Origin of the sequence: Actinacidiphila alni, assembly GCF_900112845.1 — a bacterium.
Classification (GTDB): domain Bacteria; phylum Actinomycetota; class Actinomycetes; order Streptomycetales; family Streptomycetaceae; genus Actinacidiphila; species Actinacidiphila alni.
Genome location: NZ_FONG01000001.1, coordinates 245,221 through 271,947, shown reverse-complemented (window position 1 = coordinate 271,947; position 26,727 = coordinate 245,221). Strand labels below are relative to the sequence as shown.

23 protein-coding genes, 1 tRNA gene and 2 pseudogenes are annotated in these 26,727 nt (G+C 72.3%); 13 read left to right on the top strand and 13 right to left on the bottom strand.

Annotated elements, in window-relative coordinates; all coding sequences use genetic code 11:
• Positions 1-346: 346 nt before the first annotated feature.
• A complete protein-coding gene (locus BM076_RS01180; RefSeq protein WP_093711394.1) occupies positions 347-2,029 on the top strand; it encodes an ABC-F family ATP-binding cassette domain-containing protein in 1,683 nt (560 codons plus the stop codon).
• A gap of 574 nt (positions 2,030-2,603) precedes the next feature.
• On the opposite strand, the gene BM076_RS01170 is transcribed toward BM076_RS01180, so the two are convergent.
• On the bottom strand, positions 2,604-3,140 hold the full coding sequence (locus BM076_RS01170) for a Kelch repeat-containing protein (RefSeq protein ID WP_093711392.1): 537 nt from the start codon (positions 3,138-3,140) through the stop codon (positions 2,604-2,606).
• Between the two features lie 39 nt (positions 3,141-3,179).
• A complete protein-coding gene (locus BM076_RS37170; protein WP_245795631.1) occupies positions 3,180-3,968 on the bottom strand; it encodes a peptidase associated/transthyretin-like domain-containing protein in 789 nt (262 codons plus the stop codon).
• A 474-nt stretch (positions 3,969-4,442) separates the two neighbouring features.
• Between BM076_RS37170 and BM076_RS37165 the strand changes: the two genes are divergently transcribed.
• Positions 4,443-4,592, top strand: a complete 150-nt coding sequence (locus tag BM076_RS37165; protein WP_245795630.1) for a hypothetical protein — start codon at positions 4,443-4,445, stop codon at positions 4,590-4,592.
• Here BM076_RS37165 and BM076_RS38260 read toward each other — a convergent pair.
• Positions 4,583-5,002 (bottom strand): annotated as a pseudogene (locus BM076_RS38260) (carboxypeptidase regulatory-like domain-containing protein); the annotation flags it as partial. The gene BM076_RS37165 and the pseudogene BM076_RS38260 sit on opposite strands and share 10 nt — an antisense overlap.
• A 111-nt stretch (positions 5,003-5,113) precedes the next feature.
• On the opposite strand from BM076_RS38260, the gene BM076_RS37885 reads away from it, so the two are divergent.
• Entirely contained in the window at positions 5,114-5,248 is a 135-nt protein-coding gene (locus tag BM076_RS37885) for a hypothetical protein (protein WP_265737068.1), read from the top strand.
• A gap of 487 nt (positions 5,249-5,735) precedes the next feature.
• On the opposite strand, the gene BM076_RS01150 is transcribed toward BM076_RS37885, so the two are convergent.
• From BM076_RS01150 to BM076_RS01135, 4 genes are all read right to left on the bottom strand, one after another.
• Entirely contained in the window at positions 5,736-7,784 is a 2,049-nt protein-coding gene (locus BM076_RS01150; protein WP_245795629.1) for an AIPR family protein, read from the bottom strand.
• Positions 7,785-8,312: 528 nt separating this feature from the next.
• Positions 8,313-8,397 (bottom strand) — tRNA-Leu (locus tag BM076_RS01145).
• Between the two features lie 160 nt (positions 8,398-8,557).
• Entirely contained in the window at positions 8,558-9,223 is a 666-nt protein-coding gene (locus tag BM076_RS01140; RefSeq protein ID WP_093711388.1) for an NAD(P)-dependent oxidoreductase, read from the bottom strand.
• A 135-nt stretch (positions 9,224-9,358) separates the two neighbouring features.
• On the bottom strand, positions 9,359-9,697 hold the full coding sequence (locus tag BM076_RS01135; protein ID WP_093711387.1) for a chorismate mutase: 339 nt from the start codon (positions 9,695-9,697) through the stop codon (positions 9,359-9,361).
• An 81-nt stretch (positions 9,698-9,778) separates the two neighbouring features.
• On the opposite strand from BM076_RS01135, the gene fdhD reads away from it, so the two are divergent.
• Together fdhD and BM076_RS01125 are read left to right on the top strand one after the other, a co-directional pair.
• Entirely contained in the window at positions 9,779-10,624 is an 846-nt protein-coding gene (fdhD, locus tag BM076_RS01130) for a formate dehydrogenase accessory sulfurtransferase FdhD (RefSeq protein ID WP_093711386.1), read from the top strand.
• A gap of 33 nt (positions 10,625-10,657) precedes the next feature.
• Positions 10,658-11,038 (top strand): hypothetical protein, encoded by a 381-nt coding sequence (locus BM076_RS01125; RefSeq protein ID WP_093711385.1) that lies wholly within the window; start codon positions 10,658-10,660, stop codon positions 11,036-11,038.
• Here BM076_RS01125 and BM076_RS01120 read toward each other — a convergent pair.
• Complete coding sequence (locus tag BM076_RS01120) at positions 10,989-12,224, bottom strand: bile acid:sodium symporter family protein (protein ID WP_093711384.1); 1,236 nt, start codon at positions 12,222-12,224, stop codon at positions 10,989-10,991. The two genes, BM076_RS01125 and BM076_RS01120, sit on opposite strands and share 50 nt — an antisense overlap.
• A 35-nt stretch (positions 12,225-12,259) precedes the next feature.
• On the opposite strand from BM076_RS01120, the gene BM076_RS01115 reads away from it, so the two are divergent.
• Complete coding sequence (locus BM076_RS01115; protein ID WP_093711383.1) at positions 12,260-13,141, top strand: LysR substrate-binding domain-containing protein; 882 nt, start codon at positions 12,260-12,262, stop codon at positions 13,139-13,141.
• A gap of 367 nt (positions 13,142-13,508) precedes the next feature.
• Positions 13,509-15,344: an AMP-dependent synthetase/ligase gene (locus tag BM076_RS01110; RefSeq protein WP_093711382.1), complete on the top strand. Its 1,836-nt coding sequence runs from the start codon at positions 13,509-13,511 to the stop codon at positions 15,342-15,344.
• Here BM076_RS01110 and BM076_RS01105 read toward each other — a convergent pair.
• Positions 15,332-16,069 (bottom strand): SLATT domain-containing protein, encoded by a 738-nt coding sequence (locus tag BM076_RS01105; RefSeq protein ID WP_093711381.1) that lies wholly within the window; start codon positions 16,067-16,069, stop codon positions 15,332-15,334. The two genes, BM076_RS01110 and BM076_RS01105, sit on opposite strands and share 13 nt — an antisense overlap.
• A 187-nt stretch (positions 16,070-16,256) precedes the next feature.
• On the opposite strand from BM076_RS01105, the gene BM076_RS01100 reads away from it, so the two are divergent.
• Positions 16,257-17,048, top strand: coding sequence for an aldo/keto reductase (locus tag BM076_RS01100; protein ID WP_093711713.1), 792 nt, complete (start codon positions 16,257-16,259; stop codon positions 17,046-17,048).
• A gap of 77 nt (positions 17,049-17,125) precedes the next feature.
• Entirely contained in the window at positions 17,126-17,857 is a 732-nt protein-coding gene (locus BM076_RS01095; RefSeq protein ID WP_093711380.1) for a class I SAM-dependent methyltransferase, read from the top strand.
• A gap of 43 nt (positions 17,858-17,900) precedes the next feature.
• Here the strand turns inward: BM076_RS01095 and BM076_RS01090 are convergent, their stop codons facing one another.
• Positions 17,901-18,620, bottom strand: coding sequence for a Clp protease N-terminal domain-containing protein (locus tag BM076_RS01090; RefSeq protein WP_093711379.1), 720 nt, complete (start codon positions 18,618-18,620; stop codon positions 17,901-17,903).
• Positions 18,621-18,718: 98 nt separating this feature from the next.
• Between BM076_RS01090 and BM076_RS01085 the strand changes: the two genes are divergently transcribed.
• Both BM076_RS01085 and BM076_RS01080 read left to right on the top strand, forming a co-directional pair.
• A complete protein-coding gene (locus BM076_RS01085) occupies positions 18,719-19,300 on the top strand; it encodes a TetR/AcrR family transcriptional regulator (protein ID WP_093711378.1) in 582 nt (193 codons plus the stop codon).
• A 79-nt stretch (positions 19,301-19,379) separates the two neighbouring features.
• Positions 19,380-20,141 carry an SDR family NAD(P)-dependent oxidoreductase gene (locus BM076_RS01080; RefSeq protein WP_093711377.1) on the top strand — a complete coding sequence of 254 codons (762 nt, stop codon included), beginning with the start codon at positions 19,380-19,382 and terminating at the stop codon, positions 20,139-20,141.
• Positions 20,142-20,210: 69 nt separating this feature from the next.
• Here the strand turns inward: BM076_RS01080 and BM076_RS01075 are convergent, their stop codons facing one another.
• A complete protein-coding gene (locus tag BM076_RS01075; protein ID WP_245795668.1) occupies positions 20,211-22,283 on the bottom strand; it encodes a phage holin family protein in 2,073 nt (690 codons plus the stop codon).
• A 280-nt stretch (positions 22,284-22,563) separates the two neighbouring features.
• On the opposite strand from BM076_RS01075, the pseudogene BM076_RS01070 reads away from it, so the two are divergent.
• Positions 22,564-23,376: pseudogene (locus BM076_RS01070) on the top strand (MBL fold metallo-hydrolase); the annotation flags it as partial.
• Between the two features lie 134 nt (positions 23,377-23,510).
• Positions 23,511-24,140, top strand: a complete 630-nt coding sequence (locus BM076_RS01065; protein ID WP_407640603.1) for a DedA family protein — start codon at positions 23,511-23,513, stop codon at positions 24,138-24,140.
• A gap of 115 nt (positions 24,141-24,255) precedes the next feature.
• Here the strand turns inward: BM076_RS01065 and BM076_RS01060 are convergent, their stop codons facing one another.
• Together BM076_RS01060 and BM076_RS01055 are read right to left on the bottom strand one after the other, a co-directional pair.
• Positions 24,256-25,251: an MBL fold metallo-hydrolase gene (locus tag BM076_RS01060; protein WP_093711374.1), complete on the bottom strand. Its 996-nt coding sequence runs from the start codon at positions 25,249-25,251 to the stop codon at positions 24,256-24,258.
• A 124-nt stretch (positions 25,252-25,375) separates the two neighbouring features.
• Entirely contained in the window at positions 25,376-26,629 is a 1,254-nt protein-coding gene (locus BM076_RS01055; protein ID WP_093711373.1) for an aminotransferase class I/II-fold pyridoxal phosphate-dependent enzyme, read from the bottom strand.
• Positions 26,630-26,727 lie beyond the last annotated feature (98 nt).

Sequence of the window (26,727 nt, the reverse complement as noted above, 5' to 3'; positions counted from 1 at the left end):
GGCTGTAGCCACGGGACGGCGCGGACCGAGCGGGCCGGGGCGCCGCGGAAATCCGTTCGCGTTGTCGGACCGCTGCGGTACGGTGAGAACGTCCTGTTGTCTCCGATAGAGGTGGACGTTGCGCATCTGAGGATCGCGATCACCGCGCGGTACGGCCCTCGCCGTATCCCCGTCACGCCGCAGTCGGCCTTCCCGCCGCCCGTGACCCCGCGCGTCTGCGACCTCGGTGCATGGACCGTCCTCCGCTTCTCGGAGGACCGCACCCCCCTTTCTTCTCCCGGCCCGGTCGCCGCGCGGTGCTCGCATACGAAGCCCCCTTTCCAGCGCTTTCGAATGCGAGACTCCCATGGCACTTCCCACCGCCCCGACCGGTGCCCCCGCCGCCGGCCCGTCCCTGACCTGCTCGGACCTGACCTTCCGGTGGCAGGACGGCACCCCGGTGCTCGACGGCCTGTCGCTGGCCGTCGGCCGCGGCCGTACGGGCCTGGTCGGCAGCAACGGCGCGGGCAAATCCACCTTGCTGCGGCTGCTCGCCGGTGACCTGCGCCCCGCCCGGGGTTCGGTGTCCGTCGGCGGCACCCTCGCCTACCTGCCGCAGAACATCACCCTCGACACCGGTCTCCGCGTCGAGCAGGCGCTGGGTATCGCCGAACGGCGGGCCGCGCTGCGCGCGATCGAGTCGGGAGACGTCGACGAAGCGCATTTCGAGACGATCGGCGACGACTGGGACGTCGAGGAGCGGGCGCTGGCGACGCTCGGTTCGCTCGGCCTCGACGGCATCGGCCTGGACCGGGCCATCGGCGAGATGTCCGGCGGCGAGACCGTGCTGCTGCGGCTGGCCGCGCTGCTGCTGGAACGGCCCGATGTGCTGCTGCTCGACGAACCCACCAACAATCTCGATCTGGTCGCCAGGCGGCGCCTCCACGACGCCGTGGAGTCCTGGCGCTCCGGTGTGCTGGTCGTGGTGAGCCACGACCGTGAGCTGCTGGAGCGGGTGGACCGGATCGCCGAGCTGCGGTCCGGCGCGGTGACCTGGTACGGCGGCGGCTGGTCGGCGTACCAGGAGGCGCTGGCCACCCAGCAGGAGGCGGCCGGGCGGATGCTGCGCGCCGCGGAGGCCGATGTGCGGCGGCAGAAGCGGGAGTTGGAGGAGGCCCGGCTCAAACTCGCCAAACGGCAGAAGCAGGACAAGAAGCTGGACGCCCAGCGGCGGGCGCCGAGGATCGTCGCGGGTGAGAAGAAGCGGTCGGCGCAGGAATCCGCGGGCCGGATCCGCGGCATGCACGAGGACCGGCTCGACGAGGCGCGCGAGCGGCGCGAGGAGGCCGCGGACGCGGTCCGGCAGGACGCCGAGATCCGGGTCAGCCTGCCGCACACCGCCGTGCCGGCCGGCCGCACCGTCCTGCGGCTGACCGGTCTGCGCCCGCGTTACGGCAGGCTCCTCGACGGCGCTCTCGAGGTGCGCGGCCCGGAGCGGATCGCGCTGGTCGGGCGCAATGGCGCGGGCAAGACCAGTCTGCTGCGCACCCTCACCGGGGAGTTGGCGCCGCTGGCCGGCGAGGCCGGGGTGTTCGTACCGCTGCGGTTCCTGCCGCAGCGGCTGGACGTGCTGGACGAGGAGTTGAGCGTCGCGGCGAACGTGGCCCGGCTGGCGCCCGGTGTGACGGACAACCACATCCGCGCCCAGCTGGCCCGCTTCCTGTTCAAGGGCGCCCGGGCCGAGCAGCCCGCGGGCACCTTGTCGGGCGGCGAGCGTTTCCGCGCCGCCCTCGCCGCGACGATGCTGGCCTCCCCCGCCCCGCAGCTCCTGCTGCTGGACGAGCCGACCAACAACCTCGATCTCGCGAGCCTGCGCCAACTGACCTCGGCGCTCGACTCCTTCGAGGGCGCGCTGCTCGTCGCGAGCCACGACCTGCCGTTCCTCCGCTCGATCGGCATCACCCGCTGGCTGCTGCTGGACGAGGAGTTGCGCGACACCACGGCGGAGGAGGTCGGTGAGCTGCTGGCGGCGCCGCCGGTGACGGGCTGAGGCCGAGCGGCACGTACGGCGTGGCGGGCCCGTGTACGGAGATCCCGGACACGGGCCCGCCACGGGCGGCTCTCAGCCGACGGTCAGCGTGACCGGCGTGGGCGAGCGCGTACGGGGCGGTGCCGTACACCGGCCGGGCCCGGTGATCGCCGGGTCACCGCCGTCGAGCGTGACGGTGGTCCTAACGCGCTGCCCCGGCCGCAGCGTCGCCTGGCGGGTGGAGGTGCTCAGCCAGGAGACTTCGGAGCCGGGGTCCACGTCGTATCCCGGCAGGTTCTCCACCGTCGCGGTGGGCGTGATGCCGCCGGTGGAGCCGCCGAGATTGCAGAAGCCACGCGCCGGCGCCCCGGTACACGGCGGTGTTCGCGTTCGGCAGGGTCAGCCAGCCGCCGGCGTGGACATCGTAGGCGTAGCTCTGGTTGGTCAGGACGCTGTAGCCGGTCACACCGCCCGCGATGACGACCACCGGCCGTTGGCCGCGGCGTAGAAGGAGCCCCCACCGCGGGATCGGCAGGTCCGGCAGCCGGGTCCAGGTGCCGCCGCTGCCGGCGGCTGGGTCGTGGACGTACGCGTACTAGAAGGCGCCGCCCGCGTTGGTGGCACAGCCCGCGCGGTAGAGCCGTCCGTCGAGGCCCGCGCAGAAAGTCCAGGAGCTGGGTTCCGGGTACGGGGCCGCTGCGCTCCAGATGTCGGCGGCCGGGTCGTAGCCGGAGACGTCGACGGTGCCGCAGGCGTCCGCGCAGCCGCCGACCAGATACAGCTTGCCGGCGAGTACGGCACTGCCGGCGCCGGCGTAGGCCGCGGGCAGGTCCGCGCCCGTGGTCCACGAGTCGGCGGCGATGTCCTGGATCTCGGTCCTGGTGCCGAGAGTGCCGTCGGGTGCCCAGCCGCCCGCCACGTACAGCTTGCCGTCGATGATGCCGTGGCCGGGTGCCTGGCGCCGGTCGGTGGCCAGCGCGGGCGCCTTCCGCGTGCCGGTGTCCGGGTTGAAGGAGGCGAGTTCGTTGCTTGTCGCCTCGGGGTCGAAGGAGAGTAGTCCGGCGTCGCTGAAGCCGGTGTAGATCCGGCCGCCGTGGGCGTCGGCGACACTGTCCATGAGCGCGCTCGCCATGGGCGGGGCGTTGTGCCAGGCGTCGTCGACGGGCGCGGCCTACGGTAAGGCGGTCTGCGCGGTCGTGCCGGGCGACGGAGCCATGCCGGCCGACTTTCCGGTGAGATGGCCAATCGGGTAGGTGCCGGAGATGCGTTGCAGGGGCGCTCCCCGGTCGATGCCCGCGGAATCCACGCCTTCCTCGCCGATGAGGAGATCGGCGTTCGCCCTGCCGATGTTGGTGACGGCGATCGCCCTGGTCGTGTGCTGGCCGGGTCCGACCCGGGCCTCGACCGATCCGGGCGACAGCTCCAACTGTCCGGCCTTGAGCCGGTAGACGGCCGTGGCGGTACGGTCGGCGCGGATGCGCACCGGCTGCGGCGCGGCCGTGTAGCCCGGCCTGGTCGCGGTCAGGACGTGCGTACCGGGTCCGGGGACGAACAGCGAGTAGTAGCCGTCGGCCACGGCCGGGTCCTCCGGGGTGGCCGTGGTCCTGGCCCGCTCAGCCGGGTCCTGCTTGTCGGTCACGGTCGCGTCGACCGCGCCCTGGCCGGTGTTGCGGTCGGACACGGTGCCGACGGCCAGACCGCCCGGTGTGGGCAGGAAATCGCGCTGGCCGATGAAGACATTGTCGATGCCCCAGTACCAGCCGCCGCGGGCGACGTAGTGGAAGCGGAAGCGGGCGTGCGGTTTGCCCGCGTAGGCGCCGACGGGGAAGTCGCGGTGGGTATCGAGGGCGATGTACTCGGCGCCGCTGAGGTCCGGGGTCCGGACGCTCGTCCAGGTGCTGCTGCCGTCGTCGGAGGCGTCGATGCCGAAGGATTCGTAGGTCGGGTTGATCGTCCACATGGTGTCGAGGGCGATCTCGGGGCGGGTGTCCGCGGTGAAGTCGAATGCGGGGCTGAGCAGGGAGGTGTCGACGTTGCTGCTGATTCCCCAGCGGTTGCTGTCCGCGATGGCGAAGCCGCCGCTGCCGCCGGTGGTGTTGCCACGCTCGCCTGGGTGGTCGAACTGTCAACCCCGTCGGTGTCGGGGGCGTTGACGACACTCCAGCCCTCGGGAGCAGTCGTGGTGTCGTCGAAGGGCGTGGTCGGTCCGGCCAGATAGAGGGCGTAGCCGGGTGTAGTGACGAGCCAGGGGTTGGCGGGGGCCGCGGCATTGACGGTGAGCGCGGAACGGCCAACGTGGACGGGCTCGGTGACCTCGCCGTAGCCGGGCGAGGCGGCGGTGAAGTGCAGGGTGAAGTCGCTGTTCCTCGGCAGCCTCAGCCGGTAGCGGCCGGTCGCGGGGTCGGTCCGAACGGCGTTCGGGTCGCCGTCGACGGTGACTTTCGCGTACAGCGGCCGGCCGTGGCCCGATCCGTCGGTGACCCTGCCGGAGACGGCCGCGCTGGGCACCTGGCCCAGCGCGAAGCTCCTGGTGAGGGTGGCGCCGTCGGCGACGGTGACGTTCGTGGCCGTGGTCGTCGCGTAGCCAAAGGCGGTGATGGTGAGGTCGTGGCCGCCGACCGGGAGCGCCAGGGTGTAGTAGCCCTTGGCGTCGGTGCGTGCGATGTCGGACCCGTCGCGGACGACGGCTCCGGTGATCGGTCTGGCGCTGGCGCGATCGGTGACGGTGCCGGAGACCTGGCCGTGCGGGCCGGTCCTGAACGCCTGGAGGCCGTTGGGCGTGCCGAGGCCGGTCGGGCCGTCGTAGCCGGTGCCCGCGGTGCACAGATAGCCGTTGTCGCACGAGCTGTTGCTGCCGGTGGCGACGTCGTTGAGGCCGTGCGCGCCGCGTACGGATAGGGGTTGGGGTACGTGCCGGCCACGGGTGTGGCGGCGTCCGCGTACACGCCCGCGATGATCGGCGAGGCCGCGCTCGTACCGCCGTGCACCGACCACCCGCCAGTGCCGTATGTCTGGTAGACGGTGACTCCGGTGTTGGGGGCGGAGACGGCCGAGACGTCGGCGACCGCACGGTTGGGGCAGCCGGTGTCCTGCTGGAAGCCGAGCTTGGACTCGCAGCGGGAGCAGCCGGACCCCGCGCCCGCCCCGGGCCGCCTCGGGGACCAGCCGCGGCTGCTGCCCGGGTCGCGGGTCAGCGAAGTGCCGCCGACGGAGGTGACCTACTGCGAGGCGGCGGGGTAGGCCAAGCCGTAGCCGTCATCGCCGGAGGAGGCGAGGATGGCGACGCCGGTGTGGTTGTAGTGGGCGTCGAGGGTGGTCGTCTCCGAGGGGTCCTAGCCGTTGCCGGAGGCGTAGGTGGTGCCTTACGAATTCGACACGTATTTGGCGCCGAGCGCGACCGCTTCGCCGACGGCCGGCTTCAAGGACGAGCGGCCTCAGCATGCGCCGCCGATCCGATACTCGCCTGGGGAGCCGGCCCGATCCACCGCCACGCAGCTCCGAATCAAAGCCCCATCCGGCCCAGCCGGGGCTGATTCCCGGCACCCAGGCTCACGAATCTCCGGGGCCAGCCCCGAAAAACGCGATCGGACCGGCCTACGACATCTATGCCCGCGCCTCCGCGCTCTGCCAACTCCCCAAAGGAACCACCCCTTCGCCAACTTAGTCGCACCAACACGGGGAAAGGCTTGGTCCATTCGAGAACCAGACCCCTTGATCACGTGCCCGTTCAGTCGTCGTCGTTTTGGCTGCCGAGCCACTCGGTCGCCAGGTCGTACAGATTCAACTTGCCGTCGGCGGTCCAGCGCGCGGGCCCTTGGACCGAGACCGGCGTCTCCTCCCAACCAGCAAGTTCCCACATCTTCAGGACCAGCTTGTTGGCGCTGTATGCCTGCCGGTCGTAAGCCCATAGCAGCGGCTTGCCCCGATCGTTTTGCCATGTGGCCTGCGCCCTCCGGGAGTCTGCCGCCAGCCAAGCATGCAATGCACGCTCTTCTGGGCCGTTGCCCGGCACGTACGTCAGCGGAGTGTTGTCGGCCAAAATACCGGCGTTCACCAACGTCGGCACCGTGTTAGGGCGCCGCCTTTTCCGTGGTCGCTGCGCAGGTGCCTGATAGTTCGCCGGCATGTCCGGTACGCTCTTACCGCTTCGGACATCGGGCAGCACCAGTCGAGCAAGCTCGCGACAACGGGTCTCATTGGTGAACGTGCTCGTCAAGAAGGAAGTGGAGCCGTACGTCCCGTCGACGTGGTGGATCAACCAGTCGAGAACGGATTCGGTGAGGGTTGGCACAAACGCAAGCACACGAGAGATGTCGAACGCGGGTTCGTCGATGTCCTCGATGTCAAGGAGCTGGAACACCAGATGTGAAATAAGCAGGTCTCCGCGACGTGTAGCCTCTTCTGCCCGACCGCTGACCTGCTTACGCCGGGCGTCGAGGGCATCCCCCACCGCACGGTGAATCAGCACGTTGCGCCAGATCCGGAAGGCGCTTGGAGCCTCGCCGAAAAGCCGCGCGTAGGCCCCGCTGCGACCACGCTCCCATAGCAGATCCGTATCCCGCTTGGCCCGCACTGTGAGTTCGGGCGTCCGGTGAGCGCAGGCAAGCGCGATTGCCGCGTGGACGACGGAGCAGCCGGACTCCGGTGCTGGATCGGCCTCTCCCCGCTTGTACACATACATTTTCTGCAGTGAGAGGTCGAAGTCCTCGCGGATGACGGCCTGCGTGTCATCGAGTGCCACAAAGTCGCGTTGGGAGACGTCGTTCTGGGTGTTCGTCGTCTCCGTGATCCGAGCCGCGTACCGCTGCCTCTCTCTGCCCAGCGAGAAGACCCTGACCGTCACGTCCGCATTTTCGACGGTGTCCGGGGTCAGTGTCATTGCCTTGTGGATCTCACTCACGGTCTGCGCGCCGTTGACGACACTGGCATTCTTGATGCCGAGTTCTACCGGCTCATCCGGGCGTCGCCGTCCCGGCCAGGTAGGTTCGATCTCGTCACAGAGGATGGTGATGCCGTTGTTGAAGTACCAGAAATTGTCCGGTTCCTCAGCCAGCGTGGTCTGGATGCCGGAGTTGATGCGCGTGAGCCCGAGCGACTGACGAATGTTCTCCTCGAAGAGCCTGGCCCCGTGCTCCTCGTACCAGTTCGCAACATCGGAGGCAGCAACCGAACCCTGGTAGGCGAGAAACGGCATGTCACGCTTGATCCACTGCGGCATACGAACCTTGATGCCGACCGGCTCCGGCTCAAGATCGTTTTTCAGCTGCTGCAGCAGCTCACCAGCACCCATGAGCCGGTAGTCGAGCATCGGACCGAGACCATAATGATCTTCGGCCGCGCGGTCCAGGATAGCGGTGGTGTCGGCGTGCAGAGGGTCGTTCCCGACCACCGCAATCACCAAAGTGATCTTCAACCGAGTATCGGCGAATGCCGAGTCGAGTTTGGCCGTCAAGGAGTGCAACTTGCTGTTGAACTGATCGAACTTACGTTGTTCCAGAAGGCGCAGACCGTCGATGAGAGAACGCGCCGCATCGGTATGGAAGCCAGCGGTGCCTGTATCCTTCCATTTGGCCTGAACGAGCCAGACCTGCGCGCCGTCGGTCACAGCGACCGCGTCGATGCCGTTGTCCCGACCGCCGTCGATTACCGCCTTCGCGCAGACCTCGGTGCCCCAACCCGTGACCTTGCGGATGGCGGTCGCGGCTACAGCACGGGACAGAAAGGCACGGTCACGCTCCGCATCGGAGTTTCGCTGCAAATCGCTTTCATCGATCAACCCTCGGTACCCGCGCATGAGACCCTCGCGAATCTGATGCAGCTCCAACGCTGTTGGCCGGACCGGCCCTCGCCCGTTCCCCGCAGCCACGCTCGCCCCACCTCGTCTTTACTCGATCATCCAAACATTGCCAGGCTATCCGCGCAGGTGGTGAGTCATCTACGGATTCAGTCACCAAGACGCTGGAGGCGCTCCCACCCTCCCGAGTGATGGCAAGCCGCCGTCCGAAGCGAAGACATCGGACGGCGTGCACGCACTTCCACGTTGGCGATGAACCTCAAGCACGATCACGAACCACGCTCCGGCCCTGAACGTCCGACAGGCCCACGTCACGGCTACCAGCCGTCGCGCAGGCCTGTGGGGTTTCCGCAGGTGATGAGAGAAGCATCTGGACCGCCGATGCCTCGCTACCTCATCGGACCGGTCACGAGGTTCGAGGCCCCAGAACAGACGAGATACCGGCGAGTCACATGACTCGCCGGTATCTCCACGACGCTTCGAGACGATCTCGCGAACGTCCCCTGATTGTGTCCGAGGGGGGACTTGAACCCCCACGCCCGATAAAGGGCACTAGCACCTCAAGCTAGCGCGTCTGCCATTCCGCCACCCGGACCGGGTGTGCCACCGCGACCGTGAGGTCGTGGCGACGGGAACAACGATACCAAGGATTCGGAGTGCTTCTCACCTGCGAATCCGGCGGGTGGTCCGGCGCCGCCCGGGCGGGCGGCGGAGGCGGCGGAGGGCCGGAAAATGCGGGGCCGTGGGGGCCGGGGTCAGCTCGCGATGCCGATGGCCTGTTTGACGGTGCCGGGGTCGTCGAGGCAGCGGAGCATGAAGTGGGCGACGTCGGCGCGGGAGGCGAGGGCGCCGTTCCGCAGATTCCGGTCGACGGCGGTGCGGTAGGTGGTGGACAGCGGCTTGTCGGTCAGGCGGGGTGGGCGGACGGAGGTCCAGTCGAGGCCGCTCTCGCGGAGGATGTCCTCCATGAGGGCGAGGTCGGCGAAGTGCTTGCCGAGGAAGAGCTTGCCCATGGGGGCGCCGACGTAGCGCATCAGCGGGCCCTCGCCGGGGTCGTGCTTGGGCGGGTTCGGGCGGCCGGGGGACGGTGTGGTGGACACCGGGGCGGCGCTGACGACGACGATCCGGCGGGCGCCGGTGGCCTGCATCGCCTCGACGATGGCGCGGGTGCCCTCCGAGGTGATGCCGGCCTGGGCGCGGGATGTGGGGCCGAAGGCGGACAGGACGCCGTCGGCGCCCTCGACCGCGCCGCGCAGCGCCTCGGGGTCGGGTGCGGTCAGGTCGGCGGTGACGGCGTGGACGTCCCGGGTGAGCCGGGCCGGATTACGGACGACGGCTGTGACGTCGTGTCCCGCGTCGAGTGCCTGGTCGACGAGGAGCCGACCGATCCCCCCGGTTGCGGCGAAGACCGTGAGCTTCATGTTCTGGCTCCAGACGTGTGCGTGTGCTGTGCCAGGTTCAACGCGGCGCCCCACCACCGGGTTTCGGGGTGCGGGCGCCGGTCATTTGACGCACGGTCAGGAGTGGTGACTCAGGGTGGACCCGGGGGCGGGGGTTCAGACCCGCTTGGGCCGGGCGGCGATCGCGCGGTGGTGCCGTACGACCTCGTCGATGATGAAGTTGAGGAACTTCTCGGCGAAGGCCGGATCGAGTTTGGCGTCCTCCGCGAGACGGCGGAGCCGGGCGATCTGGTCGGCTTCGCGGGCGGGGTCGGCGGGGGGCAGGTGGTGGGCGGCCTTCAGCTCACCGACCTGCTGGGTGCACTTGAAGCGTTCGGCGAGCAGGTGCACGAGCGCCGCGTCCAGATTGTCGATGCTGCCCCGCAGGGCACGCAGTCTCTCCAGTGCTTCCTCGTCGCTCACCAGAGAGTGCTCGGCGGTCGGCTGGTCGCTCATCTCGGTCTGCCATTCTGGTAGGTCCGCGGTGTGTACTCAGCGGCGAGTTCCCGATCACCCTACCTATGCCACCCTTGAGGGATGGGACGGGTCACCGAGCGACGGCGGATACTGCGGATCAGGGACGGCGTGGTCGGGCACCGGGCGGACACGCTGGTGGCCGAGGAGCCGCTGGAGATCCGGCTGAACGGCAGGCCGTTGGCGATCACCATGCGTACGCCCGGCGACGACTTCGCGCTGGCGACCGGTTTCCTGGTCAGCGAGGGCGTGCTGGCCGCCGCCGACGAGGTCGCCTCCGTCGTCTACTGCGCGGGCGCCACCGACGAGGGCGTCAATACGTACAACGTCGTGGACGTCCGGCTGGCACCCGGGGTGCCGGTGCCTGACATCACGCTGGAGCGGAACGTCTACACCACGTCCTCCTGCGGCCTGTGCGGCAAGGCCAGCCTGGACGCCGTGCGCACGGCCACCCGGCTGCCGATCACGGACCACCGCTCCCCCACGCTCACCCCCGAGCTGCTGTCGTCGCTGCCGGACCGGCTGCGCGGCGCCCAGGCCGTCTTCGACCGCACCGGCGGTCTGCACGCCGCCGCGCTGTTCGACGCGGACGGGGAGCTGCTGGACGCCCGCGAGGACGTCGGGCGGCACAATGCCGTGGACAAGCTCGTCGGCCGTGCCCTGCGCGACGGGCGGCTGCCGCTGGCCGGGAACATCCTCATGGTCTCCGGCCGCGCCTCCTTCGAACTGGCCCAGAAGGCGGTCATGGCGGGAATCCCCGTGCTCGCCGCCGTCTCCGCGCCGTCCTCGCTGGCCGTCGACCTGGCCGTCGAGACCGGCCTCACGCTGGTCGGCTTCCTGCGCGGCAACGCGATGAACGTGTACGCGGGCGAGGACCGTATCGCTCTGGCGGCGCGGCAGGCACACTGATCCTTCGCTCGTCCGCGAGGGATCACCGGGGGGATGCACGTGTTCGCGCTCAATGCCGTCCTGACCATCGCGCTGCTGCTGGAAGTGGTGCCGTCGGCGCTGGCGGCGCTGACCCGTTTCAAGCCCGGGGTCGAGCGGCTCGACGGTCTGACCAGGCTGGGGCTGCTGGAGGGCCGGCGCGGCTGGGTGATGCCGGCCGTCGGCGTCCTGCACACCCTGACCACGGCGGCGCTGATCGTCGGGCTGTGGTCCCCCGCGTACGGGGTGGCGGGCGCGGGCGCCGAGACGGTGTTCTTCGGCTGGGTGCTGCTGCGGCAGCTCCGGCACGGCGACCGCGGCAGGGAACTGTTCGCCTACGCCCTGTTCACGTCGTGGTCGGCGGCGGTGCTGCTGGTGGCGCTGCTGCGGCTCTGACCAGCGCCGCGCCTTCCCCGCCCGGTGCCGCTCCTTCCCCGCCCGGTGCGGCGCCTTCCGCACCCGGTGCCGCTCCTTCCGCACCCGGTGCCGCGCCTTCCCCGCCCGGTGCCACGCCTTCCTCGCCCGGTGCCGGACCCGGCTCCGCCGTCCGCGCCCAGCGCTTGGCGATCACCGCGCAGACCATGAGCTGCATCTGGTGGAAGAGCATCAGCGGCAGCACGGCGAGGCCGGCGCCCGAGCCGAACAGGACGGTGGCCATGGGCAGTCCCGAGGCCAGGCTCTTCTTGGACCCGGCGAAGACGATGGTGATCCGGTCGGCGCGGCCGAAACCGAGCCGGCGGGCGCCGTACGAGGTGAGGCCGAGCATCAGGGCGAGCAGCAGGGCCTCGGCGAGGAGGAGCTCGGCGAGCCGCGGCACCGGGACCTTGTGCCAGATGCCCTCGGCCATGCCGGCGCTGAACGCGGTGTAGACGACCAGCAGGATCGAGCCGCGGTCGACGCGGCCGAGCACGGTGCGGTGCCGGGTGAGGAAGCCGCTGATCCGGCCGCGCAGCAGCTGGCCCGCGACGAAGGGCGCCAGTAGTTGCAGGGCGATGTCCAGCAGGGCGTGCGCGCTGATGCCGGAGCCGCCGCCGATGAAGGCGGCGGCGAGCAGCGGGGTGAGGACGATCCCGGCGAGGCTGGAGAAGGACCCGGCGCAGATGGCGGCGGCAACATTGCCGCGGGCGATCGAGGTGAAGGCGATCGACGACTGGATCGTGGACGGCAGCAGGCACAGGAAGAGGAAGCCCGGGTAGAGCTGCGGCGCCAGGACGTACGGCACCAGGCCGCGGGCGGCGAGGCCCAGCAGCGGGAAGACGGCGAAGGTCGCGGCGAGCACGGTCAGGTGCAGCCGCCAGTGCCGCAGGCCGGTGAGCGCCTCGCGGGTGGACAGCCGTGCGCCGTAGAGGAAGAAGAGCAGGGCGACGGCTCCATTGGTGGCCCACTGCGCCGCCGTCGCCGCGGAACCCTTGGCGGGCAGCAATGCGGCGACCAGCACGGTGGACAGCAGCAGCGCGATGTACGGGTCGACGGGCAGCCGCTTCGGGCGCGGTACGGCGAGGGGGACGGTTTTCTGCGGCACCGCTCCAGCATCGCCGTGACCTGGGGCATCGGGAAGTCCGCTGGCCGTGGTCACTGCCATCACGTATCGCGATAACACCGGCTATCGTGGCGGGCATGTTCGATCCGGCGCAGTTGCGCACCTTCCTCGCGGTGGCGCAGACGCTGAGCTTCACGCAGGCCGCCCACCGGCTGGGGCTGCGGCAGTCCACGGTGAGCCAGCACGTACGGCGTCTGGAGGAGGCGGCGGGCTGCCGGCTCTTCGTCCGCGACACGCACGGGGTGGAGCTGACCGAGGACGGCGAGGCGATGCTCGGCTTCGCGCGCACGATCCTGGAGGCGAACGAGCGGGCGACCGGCTTCTTCACCGGCACCCGGCTGCGCGGCCGGCTGCGGTTCGGGGTCTCGGAGGATTTCGTGCTCACCCGGCTGCCGGAGATCCTGGAGGGTTTCCGACGCGAGCACCCCGAGGTCGACCTGGAACTGTCCGTCGAACTGTCCGGCACGCTGCACCAGCGGCTCGGCGCGGGCCTGCTCGACCTGTGTCTGGCCAAACGCTACGGGCCGGACGGTCCGGGACAGCTGGTGTGGCGGGACAAGCTGGTGTGGATCGGCAGCGAGCGGCTGCGTCTCGACCCGGAGCGGCCGGTGCCGCTGATCGCCTTCCCGCCGCCCGGCATCACCCGGGCCCGCGCGCTGGAGGTGCTGGAGCGGCACGCGCGGCCGTGGCGCGTGGCGTGTACCAGTGCCTCGCTCAGCGGTCTGGTCGCGGCGGCCCGCGCGGGGCTCGGGGTGATGGCGCACGCACAGGGTCTGGTGCCGGCCGGTCTGGTGCGGCTGCCCGCCCGCGCGGGACTGCCGGATCTCGGCGGGGTGGACTTCGTCCTGCTGCACGGTCGGGGCCGGTCCCGGGCGCAGGAGGCGGCCGACGCGCTGGCCGCCGCGATCCTGGCGGGCGGCGACCGCCTGCACCGGCCGGCGGCTGGGCCCGTGCCGTAGAACCGCGCCATGGATCCGGGCCGACGGGCCGCGCCATGGATCCGTGCCGTAGAGCCGCGCCATGGATCCGGACCACTGAGCCGCGCAAGAGAGCGGTGGACCGCCGCCGACCTGGAGTTCCGTGGCGCACGGGACGCCTGGGACAGTGGAGCGCCAGTGACCGGTCGGCGCAGATTTGGTGGAGATAAAAGTACGGCGCCGGAAGGACCCTCCGGCGCCGGGCTGCACGGCTCCCTTGTGCGACCCGGCAAAACGCTCGCCACCAGCACAGATGTCCGATAAACCGGCTGTGCGACGGCCCTCCCGCCGAACCTGTGGATCGGGTAGCTTACGGGCCCCGCACCGTGCGGTCCGAGGAGAACACCCGTTGCGTGAGTTCAGCGTCCCCGCCATGGCCACGGCACCACAGGCCGGGGGTCTGGCGGATGCCGTGTTCGGCAACGCGCAGCAGGCCCCCGACAAGGTGGTGCTCGGCCGCTTCGACCCGAAAGAGGGCGACGGCGTCTGGCACGACGTGACGACCACCGAATTCCGCGACCAGGTGCTCGCGGTGGCCAAGGGGCTGCTGGCGGAGGGCGTCCGCTTCGGCGACCGGGTCGCGATCATGTCCCGCACCCGCTACGAGTGGACGCTGTTCGACTTCGCGCTGTGGGCGATCGGCGCCCAGTCCGTACCGGTGTATCCGACCTCCTCTTCGGAGCAGGTGCGGTGGATGCTGCACGACTCGGGCGCGGTCGCGGCGATCGTGGAGCACGAGGACCACGCCATGACGATCGGCGCGGCCGTCGACGAACTGCCCGCGCTGAACCGGCTGTGGCAGCTGGACTCGGACTGCGTGGCCGAACTGTCGGAAGCGGGGCGGCAGATCGGCGACGACGTCGTGGAGCGGCACCGCCTGGCCGTCACACCGGACGCGATCGCCACCGTCATCTACACCTCGGGCACCACGGGCCGGCCCAAGGGCTGCGTCCTGACGCACGCCAACTTCATGGCGGAGACCGAGAATGTGGTGGCCCGCTGGGAACCGGTCTTCCGCAGCAAGCCCGGCGAGGAGCCCTCGACGCTGCTCTTCCTGCCGCTGGCCCATGTCTTCGGCCGGATGGTGGAGGTGGCGGCGGTACGGCACCGGATCCGGCTCGGCCACCAGCCGAGCATGACGGCCGCCGATCTGATTCCCAGCCTCGCGGCCTTCCGGCCGACCTTCGTACTGGCCGTGCCGTACGTCTTCGAGAAGGTGTACCAGGCGGCGCGGCGCAAGGCCGAGGAGGGCGGCAGGCTCGGCCCGTTCGACAAGGCGGTCGATGTCGCGGTGCGGTATGCCGAGGCCATGGAGGCGCGCGCCTTCGAGACCGGGCCGGGCCCGAGCACCGCGCTGCGGATGCAGCACCAGCTCTACGACAAGCTCGTCTACAGCAAGGTCCGTGACGCGCTCGGCGGCCGGGTGCGGCACGGCATCTCGGGCGGCTCGGCGATGGAGCGCCGGCTCGGGCTGTTCTTCGCGGGTGCGGGCGTCACGATCTACGAGGGCTACGGGCTCACCGAGACGACGGCCGCCGCGACCGCCAATCCGCCGGAGCAGACCCGCTTCGGCACGGTCGGCCAGCCGGTGCCGGGCACCACGGTGGCGATCGCCGAGGACGGCGAGATCTGGCTGAGCGGCGGCCAGGTCTTCCAGGGCTATCTCAACAACGGCAAGGCCACCGAGGAAGTGCTGCGCGACGGCTGGCTCGCCACCGGAGACCTGGGCGCGCTCGACGACGACGGCTATCTGACGATCACCGGGCGCAAGAAGGAGATCCTGGTGACCAGCGGCGGCAAGAGCGTGTCGCCGGCGGCGCTGGAGGAGCGGGTGCGCGCGCATCCGCTGGTCGCGCAGTGCGTCGCGGTCGGCAACAACCGGCCGTACGTGGCGGCGCTGGTCACCTTCGACCCGGAGGCCGTCGCGCACTGGCTGCGGATGCGCGGCAAGCCGCTGCTGTCGCCCGCCGAATTGGTGCACGACCACGATCTGGAGACCGAGGTGCGGCGGGCGGTGGTCGCCGCGAACACCCTGGTGTCGCAGGCCGAGTCGATCCGGACCTTCCGCATCCTCGCGTCGCAGTTCTCCGAGGAGCGCGGGACGCTGACGCCGTCGCTGAAGCTGAAGCGGCGGGCGATCGAGAAGGTGTACGCGAACGAGATCGAGGCGCTCTACCGGGGCTGAGCCGGCGGCGCGGTGCCGGACGGGCCCCCGTCGGTCTCCTGGAGCTGCCGCAGCCGTGCGCTCAGGTCCGTCCGCCAGTCGACGGTCTCGGACTCGACCTGGCCGCGTACGGCGGTCACGAGCCGGGTGATCAGCGCCAACTGCCGTTCCACCTCGGCCGGTTCGACGGGTCCCGAGGTACGGGCGGCGGCCCCGCCGGGTCCGGCGCGCAGCACGTCGACGGCCCATTCGAGCCGTACGGCGTTCAGCTCGCCGCGCAGTGCGTGGGCGACGGTGATGTCCCGCATCCAGCCTGCCGACAGGCCGAAGAAGTGGTCGAAGCCCTTGCAGCCGGCGGCGACGGCGAGCAGCACATAGCCCCAGCCCTGTCCCGAACCGCCGCTCGCCACAGTGGCCAGCGGCACCGCCGTACCGGCCACAGCCAGCGCGATGGCCAGTGCCTGGAGCAGCCGGGACGCGAGGCGCTTGCGCCGCTTGTCGCGCTGGTACCAGTCGATGGCGTCCTGCGCCTCCTGCTCGGCCCACTCCCGCAGCCGCGCGAGCGCCTCGCGCTGCCCGTCGGGCCCTTCGGCCGCCACCGCGACGTCGGGGAACGGCCGCCCGCCGAGGTCCCGGCCGGGGCCCGGGCCGCGCCGGTCCTGCCCGGTGCCGCTCGCCGCGCCCCCGGCCGTACCGGCTCGCGTCACCGTGTCGTCCGCGCCTGCCGTGCCGTCCCCGTCCGCCATGCCGCGAGGCTATCGGCTGCCGTCGCGGCCGGGCCCGGGGAATGCGCCGATCGATCATCTGGTTGTACGCGCGGGTCCGGCCGTGTGCCGGACACGGACACCGTCTACGCGTAAGGATCTCCCGCTCGTGAGCAAGGCCCCCACATCCCCGGCCGTCCCCACGGTCACCCTCAACAACGGCATCGAGATGCCGCAGCTCGGTTTCGGCGTCTGGCAGGTGCCGGACGACGAGGCGGAGCAGGCCGTCGCGACCGCGCTGGACGCCGGATACCGCAGCATCGACACCGCGGCGATCTACGGCAACGAGAAGGGCACCGGCCGCGCGCTGGCCGCCTCCGGGCTGCCGCGCGAGGAGCTGTTCGTCACCACCAAGCTGTGGAATTCCGACCACGGCGCGGACCTGGCGCCCGCCGCCGTCGAGGCGTCGCTCGACCGGCTCGGCCTCGACTACGTCGACCTCTACCTGATCCACTGGCCGCAGCCGTCGCTCGACGCGTATACGGAAACGTGGCGCGCGCTGGAGAAGATCGCCGCCGACGGGCGGGCCCGGGCCATCGGTGTGTCCAACTTCCAGCCCGCGCACCTGCGTCGGGTCCTCGCCGAGGGCAGCGTCGTGCCGGCGGTCAACCAGATCGAGCTGCACCCGAACTTCCCGCAGGCCGAACTGCGCGCCCTGCACGCCGAGCACGGCATCGCCACCGAGGCGTGGTCGCCGCTCGGCCAGGGCAAGGGTCTGCTGGACAGCCCGGTGATCGGCGCGGTCGCCGCCCGGCACGGCCGTACGCCGGCCCAGGTGGTGCTCCGCTGGCACCTCCGGCTCGGCAATGTGGTGATCCCGAAGTCCGTGACGCCGTCCCGGATCCGGGAGAATCTCGACGTCTTCGGCTTCGAGCTGACCGACGCCGATCTGGCGGAGCTGGCGAATCTGGACAACGGCACCCGTCTGGGCCCCGATCCGGACACCTTCGGTCAGGCGTAACACGGGCCTCACGACGTAACCCCCGCGCAAGGTGCCGGGTGAACTCGCGTTCACCCGGCGCCTCTAGCATTTCCCACATGCTGGACTACGACGTGGAGGCGGCGCGCTACGACGCGACGCGCGGGGGCGTGCCGCGGGCCAGGTCCGCGGCCCGGGCCATCCTCGCCCTGGTGCCCGGACACGCGGGCACCCTGCTGGACATCGGCTGCGGCACGGGCCTGGTCACCGAACTCCTCGACCGGCCGGGGCTGCGGGTGTTCGGCGTCGACGCCTCGCAGGGCATGGCCCGGGTGGCCGCGGAGCGTCTTGGCCCCTCGGTGGTGCTGGGCACCTGCCGGCGGCTGCCGTTCGCCGACGCGTCGCTGGACGCGGTGAGCGCGGTGTGGCTGCTGCATCTGCTGCCGGACGCGCCCGCCGTGGTCGCGGAGTGCGCGCGGGTGCTGCGGCCCGGCGGGGCGTTCGTGACCACCGTCGACAAGGACGCGAGCCACGACATGGGCAGCGACGTGGACGAACTGCTCGCGCCGTACCGGGTGCGCAGGGCGTACGACGGGGCGGCGCGGGTCCTCACGGTGGCGGCGGAGCACGGGCTGCGCAGGTCGGGCGAGGCCCGGTTCACCGGCCACGGTCAGGGCAGGTCCCCCGAACGGACCGCGGGGGACGTGGAGCGCGGCTACTACGCGTCGGCGCTGGCGCTCGACGACGACCAGGCCGACGGCCTGATACGACGTCTGGCGCTGCTGCCCGGCCAGCAGGTGCCGCGCCCCGATCCGGTCTACCGGCTGCTGGCGCTGCGCAAGGACGCCTGAACTCCCGGCACGGATCGCTCACTTCCCGCCGTACGAGCAATTCTCACTTGCCGTACTCGGCGAGCGTCGCGACGACCCATGCCTCGGTCGCCTCGTGCGTGACGCCGAGGGAGGCGAGGGCCCGCGCCGCGGGTTCCTGGTCGTCGCTGAGGACGCCGAGCAGAATGTGTTCGGTGCCGATGTAGTTGTGGCCGAGGCGCAGGGCCTCGCGCAGGACGAGTTGCAGGGTCTTCTTGGTGGCGGGTGCCACCGGGATGCCGCCCTTGAGCGGTTCGGTCCGCGCGCCCTCGGTGGCGACGGCGGCACGGACGGCCGCCGCGTCGACGCCGAGGCTCTCCAGCGCCATGCCGGCCAGCGCGGTGGGCTGGTCGAGCAGCCCGAGCACGAGGTGTTCGGGCGCGACGGCGTCATGTCCTGCGGTGCGCGCCTCCTCCTGCGCGTCGGCGACGGCCTTGCGGGCCTTGGGGGTGAAGCGGTTGAAGCCCGCTTCGACGTCGAGGAAGTCCAGGTCCTCCGACGCCTTGGGGACGAAGCGCTTCTGTGCGGCCTGCTTGCTCACCCCCATGTGCTGGCCGATGTCGGTCCAGGAGGCTCCCGCCCTGCGGGCCTGGTCCACGAAGTGACCGATGAGGTGGTCGGCGACCTCGCCGACGTGGTCCGCGACGGTCACCGCGTGCTGGAGGTTCTGGAGCGGGTCGCTGCCCGGGTGCTGCTGCTTGACGTAGTCGATCAGGTCGTCGAGTCGTACGGGATGCCGAGTCATGCGTCAACCTTAGGTTGACGGTGGTCAATCGTCAACCGATGGTTGACGATTCCTTCTTTTCTCGACCGATCGTTCTGATTACGATTAGGGTCGGCCGTATGGCGAGGAGCAAGGAATTCGACCCGGACACCGCACTGCGGACGGCACTTGAGCTGTTCTGGCGGCGCGGGTACGAGGCCACGTCGATGGCCGACCTCGTCGACGGACTGGGCATCGCGCGGGCCAGCATCTACGCCACCTTCGGCAGCAAACACGAGCTGTATATGCGGGCATTGCGCCACTACGGCGAGACCTGCGACCGGACGCTGCTGGAGGAACTGTCGCAGCCGGGACCCGCGCTGCCCGCCGTACGGGCGGTGGTGTCCCGCTTCGCCGAGGAGTCGGCGCGGGACGAGCGGCGACGGGGCTGCTTCGTCACCAACACCGCGGTGGAGCTGGCGCCGCACGACCGGGACGCGGCCCGCCGCGTCGAGGCGAGCTGGGACCTACTGGAGACGGCGCTGACCTCCGCACTGCTGCGGGCGCGCGCACAGGGCGAGTTGCCGGCCGGGCGCGATCCGCGGGCCCTGGCCCGGATGCTGCTGGTGTTGCTCCAGGGCATGCGGGTGGTCGGCAAGGCGGGCGGCGACCCGGAGCGGCCGCGGGACGCGGCGACGCAGGCACTCGCCCTGCTCGACTGATCCGCCCCACTTCCCCGCCCCGATTCACGACCGAGCGTTCTTGTATTCCGTGTGCCCTTACGACATCGGGAGAGCCGTCATGTCCGACACCTTCACCGGCCGCACCGCCCTCGTCACCGGCGGCGGCAGCGGCATCGGCCGGGCCGTCGCGCTCGCCTTCGCCCGCGAGGGCGCCGCGGTCGCCGTCGCCGGACGCACCGAGCGGACCCTCAAGGAGACGGTCGCCCTGATCGAAGCGGCGGGCGGCGAAGCCGTCGCGATCACCGCGGACATCACCGTCGCCGCGGACGTCGAGCGGCTGGTCGGGGCGGTGGCCGGGCGCTTCGGCGGCCTGGACGTCGCCGTGAACAATGTCGGGGTCCTCGTCCCGCCCGCGCCCGTCGCCGACATCTCCGAGGCCGACTGGCACCGGAGCCTGGACGGCAACCTCACCGGCCTGTGGCTGTCGATGAAGTACGAGATCGGCTGGATGCGGGCGCACGGCGGCGGCGCGATCGTCAACATCGCCTCCAACATCGGCGCGCACCGCCGGGCCGCCGGCCTCGGCGCGTACACCGCGGCGAAGGCCGCCGTCAGCGCGCTCACCAGGACCGCCGCGCTCGACCACATCGGCGACGGCGTACGGATCAACGCCGTCAGTCCCGGTCCGGTGGACACCCCCATGTCGACCCGGCCGGGCGAGAGCGCGCAGGAGAAGGCGGCCCGGCTGCGGACCCAGGTCCCGGCCGGGCGCGCGGGCGCGGTCGACGAGATCGCCGCCGCCGTCCTCCACCTGGCCTCCCCCGCCGCCGCGTTCACGGTGGGCGCCGACCTCGTGGTGGACGGCGGCGCGACGGCGTAGACCCCGTGTGCCGCGTTCATGGGGGGCCGGTCATGGCGGTCGTCGCGTCAGGGAGTCGTCAGGGCGCCGTCAGGGCGTGGACGCCCCGGTCGGCTCGTCCCGGGCGAGCAGGGACGCGGACGGATCGCACGCGGCCGGATGATCGTCCGCAGCCGGATCGCACACGGGCGGGTCGCACGCGCGGGCGAGCCAGTCCCGCAGCACCGCGTGCAGCGCCTCCGCGCCGACCAACAGCTCGTCCGGCAGCGGGAGTTCGACCGGGCTCAGCAGGAAGGGGCTGCTCTGCGGGCCGCCGAGGCCGCCGTGCGAACCGGCCTGCTCCTCGAAGGCGTACACCGCGCCGGAGCGCGGCTCGCAGGCCGAGTTGACCATCAGATCGGCGGTGTGCGGGAAGCCGTCGGCCCGGAGCACCGCGTCCGCCGCGCCGTCGCCGAACGGCGCGAGAGGGTCGTCGCCCTTGATCCGCCCGGTGGCCAGTTCGTGCTGGGCGCCGTCCGGGCCGAGCACGAGCGGGCCGCGTTCGGCGCTGCGCACCAGCACAAAACCGATGCCCGGGTGCGCGGTCAGCACGTCGAGCAGCTCGGGCGAGCGCCGGTCGATCTCCTCCAGCGTCGCCCGCCCCTCGATGTCCGGGAAGGCGACCAGGCCGAGATTGCCCGAGGCCAGCACCACCGGCTGCGAGGCGGGCCCCTCGCACTCCGCCTCCTCCTGCGCCCGCCGGCCCCGCTCGGGCCGGCGCAGCGCGGTGCGGGCCGCCGTCCGCGCCTCGGCGCCGCGCGCCGCCCGCCGCCTGCCCCGCCGCTCGTTGCCGGACAGACCGCAGCCGGCCCGCACCAGTTCCCGCAGCGTCACCCCGTACGCGCTCTCGAAGGTCTCGCCCTCGCTCTGCCCGTGGTCGGAGAGCAGCACGACGCGGTACGGGCGGGGCGCGTAGCGGGCGGCGTCGGCGATCAGGGCCACCGAACGGTCCAGCCGGTTCAGCACCTTGCGCGCGTCCTTGCTGCGCGGGCCCGAGTGGTGCGCGACCTCGTCGTAGGCGACCAGGTCGGCGTAGACGGCGGTGCGTCCGGCGAGCATGTCGCCGATGACGGCGGCGACCGCCACGTCCCGCTCCACGACGGTGGCGAAGGCGCGCAGCAGCGGGTAGATCCCGCCGCGCTTGATCCGCGGCCGGTCCCTGCGCAGCCGGGAGGCCGTCGACTCGACGATCTCGCGGCCCACTTCGGCCAGGAACGACCAGGCCGTGCGGACCGCGTTCGCCGGGTCGGAGAAGTAGGCGAAGTAGCCGGTCCTGGAGCGGCTGAATTTGTCCCGGCGGGCCGCGACCGACATCACCAGCGCGGACTGCTCGGCACCGCCGGTGAAGAGATTGCCGCGGCTGGCCCCGTCGTCGGCGAGCAGGCCGCGGCTGCCGGTCAGCGCCTTCGCCCGGCGTTCCAACTCGGCCGCGCTGGACGGCCGGTTGCAGACCATGACCTGGCCGGTCTCCTTCTCGAACCAGCGGAAGGCGGGCACGTCGTGGTTGGTGCCGTGCAGGATGCCCAGCTGGCTGGCGCCGGTCTGGCTGCTCCAGTCGGTGCGCCACGCGGTGAGCCGGTGGGTGGTGTCCAGCCAGGACGCGACAGTCGGCATCGCGGGCGGCGACGAGGTGAGGGCGTCGCGCAGGACGTCGTGGCCGACGCCGTCCAGCTGGACGAAGACGGTGCCGGGCGTGCCGGGCAGCGGCGGATCGCCCGCCCGCCTGCGGCGGCGCCCGGCCAGCCGCGCGAGCCTGCGGCCGTACGCGGCGTCGTCCCGCACGGCGAGCGCCGTACTGGTGGCGGAGGAGGCGGCCGACATCACGGCGGCGATCACCACGGCGGTGACCGGGGTGACCTGGCCGCGGCCGTCCGGGGTGAAGCGCAGCGCGATGAGCAGCAGCGAGCCGTTGAGGAAGAACACCAGCGCGCCGAGCACGAGCGCCGGCACCAGCAGCAGCGCGCGGACCAGCAGCGGCCACACCAGCGCGCTCAGCACACCGAAGGCGCCGGCGCCGATCGCCGCGGTCACCGCGATCTGGGTGGGGCTGTCGCCGTCGGGCGCCTTGAGCCGGAAGTCGGGCAGCAGCCAGGCCAGCAGGGCCAGCGTCGCGCTGGCCACCATCCACACGGCGAGCACCCGGCCGACGGCCCTCACCACGCTGCGGCCGGCGGCCCGTTCCCGTCTCTCTTCAGGCTGCGGCACACCTCCACAGTGCCATACGGTCCGCTGTGCTCCTGTCATCCACCCGGGCGCGTACGGGGGCGCGCCCGGAGCGGCGCGGTCCGCAGGGCATACGCTCGGCCTGCGAGGATGCGCCGTACGGCCGAGTGCGTACGGCGCCGGATCGCGTACGGGTGGCAGATGCGGGCAGCAGGTACCAGGGCCGGGAAGGGACGACGCGGTGGCGGTGGAGATCACATGGTGGGGTCATGCCACGGTGACCGTCCGGGACTCCGGGGTGCGGGTGCTGACCGACCCGCTGTTCGCCCGGCGGCTGGCCCATCTGCGCCGCCGGCGCGGCGCGGTTCCGCCGCCGTCCGCCGCCGTCGCCGATGTCGTCCTCGTCTCGCATCTGCACGCCGACCACCTGCACCCGGCCTCGCTGCGGCGGCTGGCGCCGGGCACCACCGTGGTCGTGCCGCGCGGCGCGATCGCGGCCGTCCCGGGGCTGCGGCGGCTGCGGGAGCGGCTGCGCCTGGTGGAGGTGGGCGCGGGTGACTCGCTGCCGGTACGGGCCGGGGCCGGGCACGGCGGACCGGCGGAGCACGGGGGTGAGGTGACGGTCCGCGCGGTGCCGGCCGCGCACGACGGGCGGCGGCTGCCGTACGGGCCGCAGCGCACGCCTGCGCTCGGCTATGTGGTGGAGGGCGCCGCGCGCACCTACTTCGCCGGGGACACCGGGCTGTTCGACGGCATGGCCGACGCGGTCGGACCCGTGGACGTGGCACTGCTGCCGGTCGGCGGCTGGGGCCCGTTCCTCGGGCACGGTCATCTGGACGCCGGGCGGGCGGCGCGGGCGCTGGCCGATCTGGCGCCGAGCGCGGCGGTGCCGGTGCACTACGGGACGTACTGGCCGATCGGCATGGACGCGGTCCGGCCGCACGAATTCCACACGCCGGGCGAGGAATTCGTCCGGCTCGCGGGGCACCTGGCGCCCGGGGTGACCGTGCACCGGCTGGAGCACGGGGAGTCGGTGGCGGTCGCGATCGGGGACAGGGCCGAGTCCGGGGACGGGGCCGGGGACGAGTCCGGGGTCGGGGACGGGGACGGTACGCGGGACCCCGCTCGTCGCAGCGGCGAGGCCGGGAAGTCCGGGGACATCGGCGGGACCGGACGGGAGAGTCACGGGTGATCGCGTTCCTGGCGTCGGCCGCCGCCAATCCGCCCCCGTCCGAGAGCACGCAGCAGGCGATCGGCTATCCGTCGCTGTTCTTCCTGGTCGCGCTCGGCTCACTGGTGCCGGTGGTGCCGACCGGCGCGCTGGTGTCCGGCGCGGCCGTCGTGGCCTTCCACCAGACGGAACCGGTCGCGCTGGCCGTGGTGTTCGGTGTGGCGTCCTTCGCCGCCTTCCTCGGCGACGTCGCCCTGTACTGGCTGGGCCTGCGCGGGGTGCGGTCCCGCAACGGCTCGCGCTGGCTGCACCGGCTCCAGGACCGGGTGGACAACACCACGCTGGAGAAGGCGCAGAACCGGCTCGACCAGCACGGCGCCGCCGTCCTGGTGCTGTCCCGGCTGATCCCGGCGGGCCGCATCCCGGTGATGGTGGCGTGCCTGCTCGCCGAGATGCCGATGCGCCGCTTCGTACGCGGCGACATCCCGGCCTGTCTGGCGTGGGCCGCGTCGTATCAGCTGATCGGTATCCTGGGCGGTTCGCTGTTCCCCGAGCCGTGGCAGGGCGTGGCGCTCGCGGTCGGCCTGACCTTCGTCATCGGGGCGGGTCCGACGCTGGTGCGGCGCTTCCGCGACCGGCGCGCGTAGCCGTAGCCGTACGCCGTAGCCCGTACTCCGCAGCCCATACGCCACAGCCGCGCCCGCTGCCGCAGCCGTCGTCGCCGCCCCGGCCGTACGCACGGCCGGGCTCCGGGGTCCCGCGCTACGACGTGCGGGTCAGCACCCGGGAGCCGCCGATCGGCAGGTCCCACAGGTCCTCGCGCGGGCGGCCGGTGGCGGCCCAGGCGGCGTGCAGCCGGGTGAGGGGTTCCAGCGGCGGTTCGGCGGAGAGCAGGAAGGTCGCCCAGTGCATCGGGGCCATCGCGGTGGCGCCGAGGTCGAGGCACGCCTGGACGGCCTCTTCCGGGTCGGTGTGCACGGCGCTGAGCATCCAGCGCGGCGCGTAGGCGCCGATGGGCAGGAGCGCGAGGTCGATGCCGGGGTGGGCGCGGCCGATCTCGCCGAACCAGCGGCCGTAACCGGTGTCGCCGGCGAAGTACACCCGCCGGCCCGTGCCGTCGGTGAGCACCCACCCGCCCCACAGCGAGCGGCAGGTGTCGGTCAGGGTGCGCTTGCTCCAGTGGTGCGCGGGCACGAAGTCGAAGCGCACACCGCCCAGTTCGGCCGCCTCCCACCAGTCCAGTTCGGTGACCCGGGTGAAGCCGCGGCGGCGGCACCAGGCGGCCAGGCCCGCGGGCACGAACAGCGCGGTGTCGCGCGGCAGCCGTTTGAGGGTCGGCGCGTCGAGGTGGTCGTAGTGGTTGTGGCTGATCACGACGGCGTCCACCCGCGGCAGCGCCTCCCAGGCGACGCCGACCGGGGTGACCCGCGCCGGGGTGCCGGGGATGCGGCGCGACCACACCGGGTCGGTGAGCACGGTGAGGCCGCCGATGCCGATCACCCAGCTCGCGTGCCCGGCCCATGTCACGCTCACCGTGCCCGCCGCGGGTTCCGGCACCGGTCCCGGGTCGACGGGCAGCGAGGGCACCTGGGCGAGTGCGGCGGCCGGCGGGCGCATGCTGCGTTCGCGTACCGCGCGCAGCACCGAGCGGAATCCCGGCAGCGGGTCGGTCAGCCGGTCCTTGAACGACGCGGGCCAGGTCCTGCGCTCCCCCAGCGGCCGTGGTCCGGTGAGGGTGCGCTCGCTCTGGTCGGTCATCGGGACTCCCATCCGTCTCGGTCGCCGCGACCCCGGCGGCGGAGGTCGCGGCAGGCCGGGGCGCCGCGGCTCACGGATCCCCGATCATCGTTCATTCGTCTACCCAGATACCCAGAAAATCAGGTCAGGCCCCGCGCTGCCGCGAACCGGTGTCCGCCGATTCACCGACCGCGCCCGAGGCCGTGCCGGAGGCCGGTCCCGCCCCGGTCGCACCGGGGTCGGCATGGCCGCTGACGGCCTCGGCGAGCGCCGCGAGCGCGGCGGCGACATGGGGCACGGTGAGCGGATCGGCCGCGGTCAGCGCCGCCTCGCGCTCGGCGTCGGTGGCGCCGTGCAGCACGCCGGTGCTGATCCGCACCCGCGGCTCGGCCGGGTCGTCGCCGAAGCGGTGGCCGCCGAGCACCGGCCGGCCCAGCGCGGCGGTCAGCCGCTCCTCCAGCTCCGCGGCGTTCAGACCGGCCGCCGGCAGCGTCGGATAGAGCTGGAAGCCGGCCCGCGGCGGACGGCAGGTCGCGCCCGCGCCGGTGATGGCGCGGAAGGCGGCAGCGGCGGTACGTGCGTGCAGCCGGTTCGCCGCTGCGGTGCGGTCGGTCACCTCGGGCGGTTCGGTCAGGACGTACGCGGTGGCGGCGGCGACCGGCGCGGGCAGCACCGCGCGCAGCACGGTGAGTATCCCGATGGTGCGCTCGCGCCAGGCGGTGCCGTGCGCGGTGCCGGGGAAGCGGACCAGGGCTGCGGGCGCCGAGGCCGGTACGAGGGTCGCGGCCAGGTCGGTGAGCACGACGGTGTGGTCGGGCAGCATCTCGGCCGGGCTCAGCAGCACCGTGTCGTGGTGGTGCAGGGTGTCGGAGTACGTCTCGTCGGAGACGATCAGCAGTCCCGCCTCGGCCGCGGCCTCGCACGTCTCGTGGAGGAGTTCAGGCGCGGTGACGGTGCCGGTCGGGTCGTCCGCGGCGGACAGCACCAGCAGCCGCGGGTCGGAGCCGGCCGCGCGGGCCCGCCGTACGGTCTCCAGCAGCGCGAAGGGGTCGGGCACGCCGCCGCCCTCCGGCGGGGTCGGCGCGGTGTGCACCCGGCGGCCGAGCAGCCGCGCCACCGGGGCCTGCCAGGCGGGCGCGGGCCGGGCCAGGACGGGGTCGCCGTCCGCGGCGGCCAGCAGCGCGAGCAGCAGCGCCTCGGCGCCGGGGCCGGCGAGCACATGCCCGGCGTCGCAGGGCAGACCGCGCCGCGCCCAGTAGCCGCAGGCGGCCTCAAGCAGCCGCGGGCCGCCGCCGATGCCGTCGGTGCCGGGGCCGGTGGCGGCCAGCCGCTGCTGCCAGTGGGCGGGCAGCGGCAGACCCGGTTCGGGTCGCACGTCGTACGGCAGGCCGAGCCGCATCCGGTTACCTCCGCTGCGTGGGTGGACACCCCCTCGGGGCCACCTTCTCCCGGACCGGCCGGGACCGCATCCGGCCGGCGGCCGGACGGCGCACAGCG

Excerpts from the sequence above, each read along its gene's own strand:
- BM076_RS01180 (WP_093711394.1), top strand. The coding sequence starts at position 347 with ATGGCACTTCCCACCGCCCCGACCGGTGCCCCCGCCGCCGGCCCGTCC.
- BM076_RS01170 (WP_093711392.1), bottom strand. The coding sequence starts at position 3,140 with ATGGCGAGCGCGCTCATGGACAGTGTCGCCGACGCCCACGGCGGCCGG.
- BM076_RS37170 (WP_245795631.1), bottom strand. The coding sequence starts at position 3,968 with ATGTGGACGATCAACCCGACCTACGAATCCTTCGGCATCGACGCCTCC.
- BM076_RS01140 (WP_093711388.1), bottom strand. The coding sequence starts at position 9,223 with ATGAAGCTCACGGTCTTCGCCGCAACCGGGGGGATCGGTCGGCTCCTC.
- BM076_RS01135 (WP_093711387.1), bottom strand. The coding sequence starts at position 9,697 with ATGAGCGACCAGCCGACCGCCGAGCACTCTCTGGTGAGCGACGAGGAA.
- fdhD (WP_093711386.1), top strand. The coding sequence starts at position 9,779 with ATGGGACGGGTCACCGAGCGACGGCGGATACTGCGGATCAGGGACGGC.
- BM076_RS01125 (WP_093711385.1), top strand. The coding sequence starts at position 10,658 with ATGCACGTGTTCGCGCTCAATGCCGTCCTGACCATCGCGCTGCTGCTG.
- BM076_RS01120 (WP_093711384.1), bottom strand. The coding sequence starts at position 12,224 with ATGGCAGTGACCACGGCCAGCGGACTTCCCGATGCCCCAGGTCACGGC.
- BM076_RS01115 (WP_093711383.1), top strand. The coding sequence starts at position 12,260 with ATGTTCGATCCGGCGCAGTTGCGCACCTTCCTCGCGGTGGCGCAGACG.
- BM076_RS01105 (WP_093711381.1), bottom strand. The coding sequence starts at position 16,069 with ATGGCGGACGGGGACGGCACGGCAGGCGCGGACGACACGGTGACGCGA.
- BM076_RS01100 (WP_093711713.1), top strand. The coding sequence starts at position 16,257 with ATGCCGCAGCTCGGTTTCGGCGTCTGGCAGGTGCCGGACGACGAGGCG.
- BM076_RS01095 (WP_093711380.1), top strand. The coding sequence starts at position 17,126 with ATGCTGGACTACGACGTGGAGGCGGCGCGCTACGACGCGACGCGCGGG.
- BM076_RS01090 (WP_093711379.1), bottom strand. The coding sequence starts at position 18,620 with ATGACTCGGCATCCCGTACGACTCGACGACCTGATCGACTACGTCAAG.
- BM076_RS01085 (WP_093711378.1), top strand. The coding sequence starts at position 18,719 with ATGGCGAGGAGCAAGGAATTCGACCCGGACACCGCACTGCGGACGGCA.
- BM076_RS01080 (WP_093711377.1), top strand. The coding sequence starts at position 19,380 with ATGTCCGACACCTTCACCGGCCGCACCGCCCTCGTCACCGGCGGCGGC.
- BM076_RS01075 (WP_245795668.1), bottom strand. The coding sequence starts at position 22,283 with ATGGTGGCCAGCGCGACGCTGGCCCTGCTGGCCTGGCTGCTGCCCGAC.
- BM076_RS01060 (WP_093711374.1), bottom strand. The coding sequence starts at position 25,251 with ATGACCGACCAGAGCGAGCGCACCCTCACCGGACCACGGCCGCTGGGG.
- BM076_RS01055 (WP_093711373.1), bottom strand. The coding sequence starts at position 26,629 with ATGCGGCTCGGCCTGCCGTACGACGTGCGACCCGAACCGGGTCTGCCG.